General features: G+C 59.7%; 10 protein-coding genes. 4 read left to right on the forward strand and 6 right to left on the reverse strand.

What is annotated here, in order from left to right; all coding sequences use genetic code 11:
• Positions 1–50 precede the first annotated feature (50 nt).
• The 6 genes from AABM55_RS24505 to mreB form a co-directional block, all read right to left on the reverse strand.
• The gene (locus AABM55_RS24505) at positions 51–3,854 is read right to left on the reverse strand and encodes a YhdP family protein (RefSeq protein ID WP_347927986.1); all 3,804 of its coding nucleotides are present in this window, start codon (positions 3,852–3,854) and stop codon (positions 51–53) included.
• A gap of 69 nt (positions 3,855–3,923) precedes the next feature.
• Positions 3,924–5,381 carry a ribonuclease G gene (gene rng / locus AABM55_RS24510; protein ID WP_054594003.1) on the reverse strand — a complete coding sequence of 486 codons (1,458 nt, stop codon included), beginning with the start codon at positions 5,379–5,381 and terminating at the stop codon, positions 3,924–3,926.
• 45 nt (positions 5,382–5,426) lie between these two features.
• Entirely contained in the window at positions 5,427–6,044 is a 618-nt protein-coding gene (locus AABM55_RS24515) for a nucleoside triphosphate pyrophosphatase (protein WP_347927987.1), read from the reverse strand.
• A 43-nt stretch (positions 6,045–6,087) separates the two neighbouring features.
• Positions 6,088–6,570 (reverse strand): rod shape-determining protein MreD, encoded by a 483-nt coding sequence (gene mreD, locus AABM55_RS24520; protein WP_019691882.1) that lies wholly within the window; start codon positions 6,568–6,570, stop codon positions 6,088–6,090.
• Complete coding sequence (gene mreC / locus AABM55_RS24525) at positions 6,570–7,694, reverse strand: rod shape-determining protein MreC (protein WP_256585154.1); 1,125 nt, start codon at positions 7,692–7,694, stop codon at positions 6,570–6,572. Before mreC ends, mreD begins: the two co-directional genes overlap by 1 nt.
• Before the next feature lie 143 nt (positions 7,695–7,837).
• Positions 7,838–8,875, reverse strand: a complete 1,038-nt coding sequence (gene mreB, locus AABM55_RS24530) for a rod shape-determining protein MreB (RefSeq protein ID WP_002555108.1) — start codon at positions 8,873–8,875, stop codon at positions 7,838–7,840.
• Between the two features lie 210 nt (positions 8,876–9,085).
• Between mreB and gatC the strand changes: the two genes are divergently transcribed.
• The 4 genes from gatC (at position 9,086) to AABM55_RS24550 (ending at position 12,898) form a co-directional block, all read left to right on the forward strand.
• Entirely contained in the window at positions 9,086–9,373 is a 288-nt protein-coding gene (gatC, locus tag AABM55_RS24535) for an Asp-tRNA(Asn)/Glu-tRNA(Gln) amidotransferase subunit GatC (protein ID WP_007915356.1), read from the forward strand.
• A gap of 16 nt (positions 9,374–9,389) precedes the next feature.
• A complete protein-coding gene (gene gatA / locus AABM55_RS24540) occupies positions 9,390–10,841 on the forward strand; it encodes an Asp-tRNA(Asn)/Glu-tRNA(Gln) amidotransferase subunit GatA (protein WP_054594006.1) in 1,452 nt (483 codons plus the stop codon).
• 10 nt (positions 10,842–10,851) lie between these two features.
• The gene (gene gatB / locus AABM55_RS24545) at positions 10,852–12,297 is read left to right on the forward strand and encodes an Asp-tRNA(Asn)/Glu-tRNA(Gln) amidotransferase subunit GatB (RefSeq protein WP_054594007.1); all 1,446 of its coding nucleotides are present in this window, start codon (positions 10,852–10,854) and stop codon (positions 12,295–12,297) included.
• A gap of 226 nt (positions 12,298–12,523) precedes the next feature.
• A complete protein-coding gene (locus tag AABM55_RS24550) occupies positions 12,524–12,898 on the forward strand; it encodes a septal ring lytic transglycosylase RlpA family protein (protein WP_103315770.1) in 375 nt (124 codons plus the stop codon).
• The last annotated feature ends 8 nt before the right edge of the window (positions 12,899–12,906 follow it).

Consider the following 12,906-nt stretch of genomic DNA (forward strand, 5'->3'; position numbering starts at 1 on the left):
TATGCGGCCATGCTACTCCATAGGACGAACCGTGGCTTTTCAAAAAAGACTCAAAAAGGTTTGTCGTAAGAGATTTTCGGCTCTTTCCACGGGCCTTTAATGGTGTATTTGACGCTGGCAAAGCGCGCTACGCGATCACCGATCAACTTGTCGATCAGAAACAGTGCACCGCCTACCGCAGGCGCACCGACGATCAGCGCAGCAATCGGCAGGTTGTTGGTCAATGGCAAGGTCACCAACAGGTTCGCATCGACCCTGTCACCCACAAGGTCCAGCGTACCGTTGAGTTCCAGGTTGCTCGACGGGCCAGTCATGATGATCGGCTCACGAGTGACGTAAACACCGTTGCTGGCCACCAGCAGGCCCTTGACCCGGTCATAACTCAGGCCTTTACCGAACAGGTCGGAGAAGTCCAGGCGCAAGCGACGGCCGATCGAGTTGAAGTTGAGCAGGCCAAATACCCGCAACGCCTGCGCGCCACCTTCGACTTCGACGAACTGACCTTTGCGCAGCGTCGCATCCAGGCTACCAGAGTAACGCTTGGGTCCGACCCAGGCCGGCGAGCCAGGCCAACGGCCGTCGATGTCCATATGGAACTCTTCGCTGGTCACTGTCGGTGCGAACCCCCAGCCCTTGAGCACGTCACCGAGGTTCTTGCCCTCAATGCGTCCCTTGTACCAACTGCTGGTGGATCCCGGCACACCTTCCCAGCCACCTGCGCCCTGCAACTGTATGCCTTTGAGGCCCAGATTCATGCTGTTGAAGGCAATGCCCTTGACGATCGGGCGGACCTTCAACGACCAGGCACCTACCAGGTCCGGGCCCTGAAACAACTGGTCAATACTGATATCCAGTGCAGGAATTTTCGTTGGGTCGACCGACGCCAGCGGGTCCGGTGCATTCTCGTCGGCCTGCACTTTCGGATCAGGCGCCGGCAAACGCACATATTGCAGGTTGATCGCAATCGGCGCGGACTTGGCATCGGGAATCCCGACAGTGCCTTTGGCCTGCTGGCTATCGAGTTGCAATGCCCAGGCTGTCGGCTTGCGATCCAGTTGCAGGCGGGCCTGATCCAGCGTGGTACCAAACCCCGTGAGCTTGTCGACCTTGAAGTCTGCGCCACTGAGCAATTGCTTGGCGTTGCCGCCCGGATCCTTCCCGGCGTATCGATCAATCAGGGCTTTCCACGGTTCGACATCCAGCTCCGACAGCACGCCCCGTATACGCAGGCCTTTATCGCCCGGCAACAGTGCGTTGCCGTTACCCAGGAACAACTCGCCACGGCCATCGGCAAAATTGCCGCTGGGCGCCGCGTAAGTGAAGTCCGCCAGATCACCATAGTCGAGCCAGTAACGCCGTTCCGGCCCTTGCAGGGTCATGCGGAACACCGTGTCGCGGCCTTGCGCGGCGGGCATGCCGAACGGTGCCGGCAAGTCGACGACTACGCCCTTGAGGCTGGAACTGACCATCAATCGGCTGTCGGGGCCGTCGAGGTTGAGCTGCAACTGATAAGGGATCGTCCCGGAAACCGGCAACGGCTGAGTGATGTTCAGCCAATCGGTGAGTTTTTTCACCGCCACCTGGCCGCTGGCGGTGACCCGGGTGTTGAACTTGCCAGGGCTGCCATCGGCATAGATCTGTGCACTGATCGGTCGTTCAAAGGCCTGTGCCGTAATGTTCTGGCCACTGAGCCCCTTGGCACTGTCAAAACGGAAATCACCTTTGAGCTGCGTCAGCTCCAGCACAGGATCAGTCAATTTCAGACGCGACTTGGCGGTTTTGAAGTCGACCACAATCTTCGGCTCTTCGCCCTTGGCCAAGGGGATATCCAGTTTCAGGCTGCCCTGCAATTCACCCTCGCCCTGCCAACCGGCGAAGGTCGAACCGGTACCGATCGGTGCGTCCTGAAGAATCTTCAGGCCATCGCCCAGACCACCGTCGAAAGTGCCATCGAGGAACAGGTGCGGGTTCTGTCCGGCAGGCGCATGGGGGATGTTGACGTAAATATCGTGAACCTGAGTGTCGAGCAACTGGCCCTTGCTGGCCAGAATGCGCACCCCACTGTCCTCGATGAACACATCGCCGCTGACCTTGCCGACATGCGGCCAACCCGGCTGGAAGGCCAGCTCGGCGTCATGCACTTTGAAAAACAGGCTGATGCTGCGCGCCGCGGCGACCGCATCGTGGTTCAGCGAACCCTGGTACTGGAAGAAACCTTCATCCACCGCGCCTTTGAGAATCGCCGTGCGCAACCATTCATCCAGCGCGGGGCTCAAGACCGTGGGCAGGTACTTGGCGGTGTAGCGTCCATCACCTTCCAGCAGACCGACCCGCAGGTCCATATAGTCTTCCTGGGTGTGATCGAAATGCAGGCGAATCAGGAAATCGCCGGCAATCTTGCCCTCTTCGCCCAGCACCTTCAGGTACGGCGCAATCAGGGTGAAACCTTGTTGATCGAGTTTCCAGGTCAGCCGGGCATTCGCCTGGATGTACTGCCATGGCTTGGCAAAGATCGGGTCCAGGTGCAGGGAAAAATCCTTGCTGTCCATGCGCAGCTCACCCTTGCCGAGGTCACCGCTGATACTCCCGGAAACGTTACGCGCCGCCGGAGCACCGTGATAAGCATCAAACCCGACACGCTCCAGATTGGCGGCAAAACTGAATTTGCTGTCATCGGTCGCCTCGGGCCGGACATCGATCAGCACGTTGCGCAACGCACCGGTGACCTTCAGCCGCTCGACCACCGTGGCAAAGTCCTTGGGCAGTGGTCCCAGGGCATTCAGTAACGGAGTGATCGGGGTGAGGTCGAAGCGGTCGGCTTGCAGGTGCCAGAGCTCGGAGGTCGTTTCAGTGGTCGCGGTCTGCTGAAGTTGCAGACGGGTTTCCCAGCGGATGTCCTCCAGGGTCATGGCCAGGGAATCGAACGACACCTGGAAACCTTCGGTATTGCGCTGGAAATACCCGTTGAGCGCCAGATTGTTGATCTGGATCGGCTTGCGTTCGGCGTAGGCACCGTTGAGTTGCGGTGCATTGAGACGAATCGCAGCACGCTGCAGGGCTCCCTTGCTCCAGTTAACCCAAAGCTCGCCACCGGCCTTGATCTCGGAAAAATTCCATTTCCCGGTCAGGCTCTCAGGCAACCATTTCGACCAATCACTCTGCGGCAAGCTCAGGTAGGCATCGATTTCAGCCTCTTTCCACTGACTGGCTTGAGTCCGGCTGCTCAGGCTCATGGCCAGCGGCTGGCCGTCAGGCAAGGTCAACCGGGCATCGAGGCGCTGCTGGCTGATACCGGTTTTAAGATTCAGGCCGACATAGGTCAGGGTCAGCGGCACGTGGTCGATCGGCAGCAAGGTGATCTGGCTGTCGAGCACCGACAATTGCTCCACCATCTGCATGCGGTTGAGCAGTTGCTCGGGGTCCAGCGGCTGATTCTCCTGCACCGGCAAGCCTTCGAGCGCCCATTGCCCCTGCGGGCCCTGCTTGAGGCTGATCTTCAGGCCGTTGAGTTCCAGGTGTCCGATCCGCACCGCACGCGCCAGCAAGCTGGCCCAGACATTCGGCACCACCCGCACCTGATCCAGGTGCAAGGCATTGGCACCCTCGCCGACCACCACGTCATGTGCCAGCAAAATTGGCGCCATGCCACTCCAGCGGCCTTCCAGGCGGCCGATGTGCAACGGCATGCCCAGCGCTTCTCGAGCCTTGGCTTCGACATCCGCGCGATACTCGGCCACCAACGGAATGAACTCACGACCGAGGCTGCTGTAAAGCGCCGCCAGCACCAGCAATAATGCGCAAAGCCCCAGCCCCCAGCGGGTCAACGTGGTCAAGATGCGGATCAGACGATCCATGTCAGTTGGCTCCCATGGCGAAATCGTGCAGCAAGCTGAGGCCGGCCGTTAGTAATGAAACACAGCGGATCAGAGCAGCACCACGTCGTATTGTTCCTGGGAGTACATGGTTTCCACCTGAAAACGAATGGTTCGCCCGATAAAACCTTCAAGTTCCGCGACATTACCCGACTCTTCGTCAAGCAACCGATCAACCACTTTCTGGTTAGCCAGTACACGATAGCCTTCAGCCTGATAGGCGCGAGCTTCACGCAGGATCTCCCGGAAGATTTCATAACACACGGTTTCCGGGGTCTTGAGCTTGCCACGGCCCTGGCAACTGCTGCACGGTTCGCAGAGCACTTGCTCGAGGCTTTCGCGCGTACGCTTGCGCGTCATCTGCACCAGGCCCAACTCGGTGATGCCGATGATGTTGGTCTTGGCGTGATCGCGCTCCAGCTGTTTCTCAAGCGTACGCAGCACCTGGCGCTGATGTTCCTCATCTTCCATGTCGATGAAGTCGATGATGATGATCCCGCCCAGATTGCGCAGGCGCAGTTGCCGGGCAATCGCGGTGGCCGCTTCCAGGTTGGTTTTGAAGATGGTTTCTTCAAGATTGCGGTGCCCGACGAAAGCGCCGGTGTTCACATCGATGGTGCTCATGGCTTCTGCCGGGTCGACCACCAGATAGCCGCCGGACTTGAGCGGCACTTTGCGCTCAAGGGCCTTTTGAATTTCATCCTCGACACCATACAGATCGAAAATCGGTCGCTCGCCCGGGTAATGCTCCAGGCGGTCGGCGATCTCCGGCATCAGCTCGGCAACGAACTGCGTGGTTTTCTGGAAGGTTTCCCGCGAGTCGATACGAATTTTCTCGATTTTCGGGCTGACCAGATCGCGCAAGGTCCGCAGGGCCAGGCCGAGGTCTTCGTAGATTACGTTCGGCGCGCTGACTGTCTTGATCTGCGTGCCAATTTGATCCCAGAGGCGGCGCAGGTAGCGAATGTCCATCAAGATCTCATCGGCACCGGCGCCTTCAGCCGCGGTGCGCAGAATAAAACCGCCGGCCTCCTTGATGCCTTCCTTCGCGACACAATCGGTGACCACTTGCTTGAGGCGCTCGCGCTCGGTTTCATCCTCGATTTTCAGCGAAATACCGACATGAGCCGTGCGCGGCATGTACACCAGATAGCGCGAGGGAATCGACAATTGGGTCGTCAGGCGCGCGCCCTTGGAGCCGATCGGATCCTTGGTGACCTGCACCACCAGGCTCTGGCCTTCATGCACCAGCGCGCTGATGCTTTCCACCGCCGGGCCTTCACGCAGGGAGATTTCCGAGGCGTGGATAAAGGCTGCCCGGTCCAGACCGATATCGACGAATGCCGCCTGCATGCCTGGCAGAACGCGAACGACCTTGCCTTTATAAATGTTGCCGACAATCCCGCGACGCTGGGTGCGCTCGACATGAACCTCTTGCAGGACACCGTTTTCGACCACCGCCACGCGCGACTCCATCGGCGTGATGTTGATCAGAATCTCTTCACTCATGGCAGGGTCTCGTTCAGGCATATTCACGATTATGGCCGCATCAAATCAGTACGGCGCTTGGCGCGCGACAAGGTTTTGCCAACAGGGTATGCCGAAATGGCCGAGCAGTTCCGCGGTTTCGCACAGCGGCAGGCCAACCACGGCGGAATAACTGCCGTTGAGTGCCGCGACAAACACTGCACCAAGGCCCTGAATGCCATAGCCGCCAGCCTTGTCCTGTGGCTCGCCGCTGGCCCAGTAGGCCGCTGCCTCTTTATGACTGATGAAGCGAAAACGCACCAGACTACGCACCACGCGTGATTCGCAATACTGGCCATCAAGCACGGCGATGGCGGTCAGCACCTCATGTTCACGCCCCGACAGGTTCATCAACATGCTCAGCCCTTCGGCCTCGTCGAGCGGTTTGCCAAGTATCTGCCCATCGAGCACCACAGCCGTATCGGCACCCAACACACAAATGGGTGCCCCCGGTTGGTTGAGCGCCAGCAGTGCACGACCAGCCTGGGCCTTGGCGCGCGCCAGACGCTCGACATAGGCCGCCGGGGACTCGTTAGTCAAAGGGGTTTCATCGATGTCCGCGCTGATGGCGGTGAACGGCACGCCGATCTGCGTGAGCAGTTCACGCCGACGCGGCGAGCCTGAGGCGAGGAATAGCGGATTCATCAAGACATCTCCCTGTCGAGGTGCGGGCTAATGCCTGACCGAATTAATTGATTTTGTAGCGGCGGCTTAACCCACGCAATCCAAAACTGACCCAGGGCCAGAGCAAGGCGCTGATCAGTGCAGGCAAAAGTACGGCCAGCGTCTGACGGTTACCGGTCAAGGCGCTGAGCCACAATTGCAGCAGTTGTGCGAGTCCCAGGATCACCAGGATCACCAGGCTTTGTTGCCACATCGGAAACATCCGCAAACGCGGTCGCAGCGTCATGATCAAAAAGGTGATCAGGGTCAGAATCAGTGCGTTGTGTCCCAGCAAGGTGCCGAACAGCACGTCTTGCGCCATGCCCAGACACCAGGCCGTGAGCATCCCGACTTTCTGCGGCACTTCCAATGCCCAATACGCCAACGGTAGCGCGAGGAACATCGGACGCAAAATCTCGACGTGCGGGAACGGTACGATACTGAGCAACAAGCCGATGACAAACGTCAGCCAGATCATCCAGCCATTACGGGAGCGGGTGCTGGCCATTATTCTCTACCCTGAGTGGTGGCTGCAGGCGCCGCGGCAGGCGGTTTGGCCGCCGCCGGCTTGGCGACCGCTGCCGGTTTGACTGCTGCGGAATGCGCAGCAGGCTTGGCCGGGGTCGAAGGTTTGCTCGCAGGCTTGGCCGCCGCGGGTGTTGCGGTTGCTGGAGCAACTGCAGTGGCGGCTGGCGCCGGGGCAACTGCGGCAGCAGGTTTTGGCACGGTGGCTGGCACAAATGCCGCACCGCCGGGATGCTGATCTGCGTCCTGGGCCTGAGCAGCTTCGTTGGCACGCTCTTCCGGGGTGCGGCTATCGCTGAACACCAGCAACATGTAACGACTGCGGTTGAGCGCTGCGGTCGGTACCGCACGCACGATGGCGAACGGCTGGCCGGAATCGTGGATCACTTCCTTGACAGTCGCCACCGGGTAACCGGCCGGGAAACGCTGGCCAAGACCGGAACTCACCAGCAAGTCGCCTTCTTTAATGTCAGCCGTGTCCGCCACGTGACGCAATTCCAGGCGTTCCGGGTTGCCGGTACCGCTGGCAATCGCCCGCAAACCGTTACGGTTCACTTGCACGGGAATGCTGTGGGTGGTGTCAGTCAGCAACAACACCCGCGAGGTGTAAGGCATCAGCTCGACCACCTGCCCCATCAGCCCACGGGCATCGAGCACCGGTTGGCCGAGCACCACGCCGTCGCGCTCACCCTTGTTGATGATGATGCGATGAGTGAAGGGATTGGGATCGACGCCGATCAACTCGGCCACTTCGACCTTCTCATTGACCAGTGCCGACGAGTTGAGCAACTCGCGCAGCCGAACGTTCTGCTCGGTCAAGGCCGCAAGCTTTTGCATGCGCCCCTGCAGCAGCAGGTTTTCAGTCTTGAGTTTTTCGTTTTCGGCGACCAGTTCGGTACGGCTGCCAAATTGACTGCTCACCCCCTGCCACAACCGCTCCGGCAGGTCGGTGATCCAATAGGCGTCCATCAAGACCAGCGACATCTGACTGCGCGCAGGCTTGAGCACTTCAAAGCGGGCATCGACCACCATCAGCGCGACCGATAGCACGGCCAGCACCAGAAAGCGCACGCCCATTGAGGGGCCTTTGGCGAAAAGCGGTTTAATAAGCCGCTCCTCCCAGGCAAATGTTCTCTTTATTCATACGCCATCAAACCGGCCTGGATGCAGACTGACAGAAGATAAACGCCAACAGGCAGCACTGCAAAGTGCTGCCTGCGCGCGAAACAGCATAGAAGCCTCCCGCGAAATTATTCGCTGGAGAGCAGGTCCATGGTGTGTTTATCCATCATTTCCAATGCACGGCCACCGCCGCGAGCAACGCAGGTCAGCGGGTCTTCGGCGACGATCACCGGCAGACCGGTTTCCTGGGCCAGCAACTTGTCGAGGTCACGCAGCAAGGCGCCACCACCGGTCAGTACCAGGCCACGCTCGGCGATATCCGACGCCAGTTCCGGCGGCGATTGCTCCAGTGCGCTTTTCACGGCCTGAACGATGGTTGCCAGGGACTCTTGCAGAGCTTCCAGCACTTCATTGGAGTTCAGGGTGAATGCACGTGGAACGCCTTCAGCCAGGTTACGGCCGCGAACGTCGACTTCGCGAACTTCACCGCCCGGGTAGGCAGTACCGATTTCCTGTTTGATGCGCTCGGCGGTGGATTCGCCGATCAGGCTGCCGTAGTTGCGACGCACGTAAGTGATGATCGCTTCGTCGAAGCGGTCGCCGCCAACCCGTACGGATTCCGCGTAAACCACACCGTTCAGGGAGATCAGCGCGATTTCAGTGGTACCACCACCGATATCGACGACCATCGAACCGCGCGCTTCTTCAACCGGCAGGCCGGCACCGATCGCAGCAGCCATTGGCTCTTCGATCAGGAACACTTCACGAGCACCGGCACCCAGGGCCGATTCACGGATGGCACGACGCTCGACCTGAGTGGATTTGCATGGAACGCAGATCAGCACACGAGGGCTAGGTTGCAAAAAGCTGTTTTCGTGAACCTTGTTGATAAAATACTGCAGCATCTTTTCGCAGACGCTGAAGTCGGCAATAACGCCGTCCTTCATCGGACGAATGGCAGCAATGTTGCCCGGTGTACGGCCGAGCATGCGCTTGGCCTCGGTGCCGACAGCAACGACACTTTTCTGATTACCGTGGGTCCGAATGGCCACAACCGATGGTTCATTCAGGACGATACCGCGCTCGCGCACGTAAATAAGGGTGTTGGCAGTGCCCAGGTCAATGGAAAGATCGCTGGAAAACATGCCACGCAGTTTCTTGAACATGGGAAAGGGACCCTAGGCAACGCGTGGGTAAAAAAGTGCGGCAAACTCTAACAACGACAGGGATTTTGGGCAAGGCGCCAATATGTTAAATTGGCCGCTTTTCTGTGCACCAACCCCCACAATCGCGGCCTTATGACCGTAGAAATGCGGTAGTGTTCCGACAATCTAACACACGGACAGCGTCCGTTCTGTTTTCCACTGGAGAATCCCATGGCGCTTGAACGCTCCGACGTGGAAAAAATCGCTCATCTGGCCTGCCTTGGCCTTAATGATGCCGATCTTCCACACATCACTTCGGCCCTGAACAGCATTCTCGGGCTGGTCGACGAAATGCAGGCTGTCAATACCGACGGTATCGAGCCTCTGGCCCACCCGCTGGAAGCCAGTCAGCGCCTGCGCGCAGACGTCGTGACCGAGTCCAATCACCGCGAGGCCTATCAGTCCATCGCACCAGCGGTCGAAAACGGCCTGTATCTGGTTCCGAAAGTCATCGACTAAAGGGAAAGAGCCTGCAATGCATCAATTGACTCTGGCCGAGATCGCCCGCGGACTCGCCGATAAAAAGTTTTCTTCCGAAGAGCTGACCAAAGTGCTGCTGGCGCGTATCGCCCAGCTCGACCCTCAGCTCAACAGCTTCATCAGCCTCACCGAAGACCTCGCACTCTCGCAGGCGAAAGCCGCGGACGTACGCCGGGCCAATGGTGAGAGCGGCGCCCTGCTCGGTGCGCCGATCGCTCATAAAGACCTGTTCTGCACCCAGGGCATCCGCACCAGCTGCGGCTCGAAGATGCTCGACAACTTCAAGGCGCCGTATGACGCCACCGTGGTCGCCAAGCTGGCCGCTGCCGGGGCCGTGACCCTGGGCAAGACCAACATGGACGAATTCGCCATGGGCTCGGCCAACGAATCGAGCTACTACGGCGCGGTGAAAAACCCGTGGAACCTGGAGCACGTACCCGGCGGTTCGTCCGGCGGTTCGGCGGCGGCCGTTGCCGCTCGCCTGTTGCCAGCAGCGACAGCCACCGACACCGGCGGTTCTATCCGACAGCCGGCCGCCTTCACCAACCTCACCGGTCTGAAACCGACGTACGGTCGTGTTTCGCGCTGGGGCATGATCGCTTACGCGTCCAGCCTCGATCAGGGTGGCCCATTGGCGCGCACCGCTGAAGACTGCGCGATCCTGCTGCAAGGGATGGCCGGTTTCGACCCGAAAGACTCCACCAGCATCGACGAACCCGTGCCGGACTACAGCGCCGGCCTCAACGGTTCGCTGCAAGGCCTGCGCATCGGCGTGCCGAAGGAATACTTCAGCGCAGGTCTCGACCCGCGTATCGCCGAGTTGATCCACAACAGCGTCAAGGAGCTGGAAAAGCTCGGCGCGGTGGTCAAGGAAATCAGCCTGCCGAACATGCAGCACGCGATTCCTGCGTACTACGTGATCGCCCCGGCCGAAGCCTCCTCCAACCTGTCGCGTTTCGATGGCGTGCGTTTCGGTTATCGCTGCGAAAACCCGAAAGACCTGACCGACCTCTACAAGCGTTCGCGCGGCGAGGGTTTCGGCCCGGAAGTGCAGCGTCGGATCATGGTCGGTGCCTACGCGCTGTCGGCCGGTTACTACGATGCCTACTACCTGAAGGCGCAAAAAATCCGTCGCCTGGTGAAAAACGATTTCATGGCAGCCTTTAATGAAGTCGACATCATCCTCGGCCCAACCACGCCGAACCCGGCCTGGAAACTCGGCGCCAAGAACAGCGACCCGGTCGCTGCGTACCTGGAAGACGTCTACACCATCACCGCCAACCTCGCGGGCCTGCCGGGCTTGTCGATGCCAGCCGGTTTCGTCGATGGTCTGCCGGTTGGCGTGCAATTGCTCGCCCCGTATTTCCAGGAAGGCCGTCTGTTGAACGTCGCCCACCAGTATCAGCTCAACACTGACTGGCACACCCGCACCCCGACAGGCTTCTGAGGAGAAACACATGCAATGGGAAGTCGTGATCGGGCTGGAGATTCATACCCAGCTCGCCACCCAATCGAAGATATTCTCCGGCAGCGCCACCACGTTTGGCTCTGAGCCCAATACCCAGGCCAGCCTGGTAGACCTGGGCATGCCCGGCGTACTGCCGGTGCTGAACCAGGAAGCGGTGCGCATGGCGGTGATGTTCGGCCTGGCGATTGACGCCGAAATCGGCCAGCACAACGTGTTCGCCCGCAAGAACTACTTCTATCCGGACCTTCCGAAGGGCTACCAGATCAGCCAGATGGAGTTGCCGATCGTCGGCAAGGGCCACCTGGACATCCCGCTGGAAGACGGCACGGTCAAACGCGTCGGCATCACCCGCGCGCACCTGGAAGAAGACGCCGGTAAAAGCCTGCATGAAGAATTCAACGGCGCCACCGGCATCGACCTGAACCGTGCCGGCACGCCGTTGCTGGAGATCGTTTCCGAACCGGACATGCGCAGCGCCAAGGAAGCCGTGGCCTACGTCAAGGCGATCCACGCGCTGGTGCGTTATCTGGGCATCTGCGACGGCAACATGGCCGAAGGTTCGCTGCGTTGCGACTGCAACGTGTCGATCCGTCCAAAAGGCCAGGTCGAGTTCGGCACGCGCTGCGAGATCAAGAACGTCAACTCGTTCCGTTTCATCGAGAAGGCGATCAACACCGAAGTGCGTCGCCAGATCGAACTGATCGAAGACGGCGGCAAGGTGATCCAGCAGACGCGCCTGTACGACCCGAACAAAGACGAAACCCGCGCCATGCGCAGCAAAGAGGAAGCCAACGACTACCGTTACTTCCCCGATCCGGACCTGTTGCCGGTGGTCATCGAGGACTCGTTCCTCAATGACATCCGCGCCACCCTGCCGGAATTGCCACCGCAAAAACGCGAGCGCTTCCAGGAGCAGTTCGGCCTGTCGGTCTACGATGCCAGCGTATTGGCCTCGAGCCGCGAGCAAGCGGACTACTTCGAAAAAGTCGTGAGTATCGCCGGTGACGCCAAACTGGCAGCCAACTGGGTCATGGTCGAACTGGGCAGCCTGCTGAACAAGCAAGGCCTGGAAATCGACGAAGCACCGGTCTCGGCCGAGCAGTTGGGCGGGATGCTGTTGCGCATCAAGGACAACACCATCTCCGGCAAAATCGCCAAGACCGTGTTCGAAGCCATGGCCAACGGCGAAGGCAGCGCCGACGAGATCATCGACAAGCGCGGCTTGAAGCAGGTCACCGACAGCGGCGCAATCTCGGCCGTACTCGATGAAATGCTCGCAGCCAACGCCGAACAGGTTGAACAGTACCGCGCGGCAGACGAAGCCAAACGCGGCAAGATGTTCGGCTTCTTCGTCGGCCAGGCGATGAAAGCCTCCAAAGGCAAAGCCAACCCGCAACAGGTCAACGAACTGCTGAAAAGCAAGCTCGAGGGCTGACCGGAATGGAGCCAGCTCTGACTACTGGCTCAATTCCCTGTGGGAGCGGGCTTGTTGTGGCGAGGGGGCTTGCCCCCGTTGGACTGCACAGCAGTCCCAAAACTTGGTGGCACGGTTTATCAGATACAACCGGAATCCAGGTTTTGGGGCTGCTTCGCAACCCAGCGCGGGCAAGCCCCCTCGCCACAACAGGCTCGCTCCCACATTTATTTGGGGAGCTCTTTCAATGAAACGTCTACTTGGCGCGTGCGCCCTGCTCTCTCTACTGGCCGGTTGCGCCAGCACGGATGTCATCGATCCACACGGCTACGACAAGACCGGCGTGGCCTCGTACTACGGCGCCAAACACCAGGGTAAACGCACCGCCAGTGGCGAGCGTTTCAACGCCAATTCCCTGACCGCTGCCCATCGCCAATTACCCTTTGGCACCCGGGTGAAGGTCACTAACCTCAACAACGATAAATCCTGTGTCGTGCGTATCAACGATCGCGGACCACACACCCGTGGGCGCCTGATCGATCTGTCTCGCGAAGCGGCCCAGCGGTTGGGCATGCTGGGTAGTGGCACTGCGCAAGTTCGCGTGCAATCCCTCGACAACTGACAGACGGA

The sequence above is a fragment of the Pseudomonas helvetica genome (genome assembly GCF_039908645.1).
Classification (GTDB): domain Bacteria; phylum Pseudomonadota; class Gammaproteobacteria; order Pseudomonadales; family Pseudomonadaceae; genus Aquipseudomonas; species Aquipseudomonas helvetica.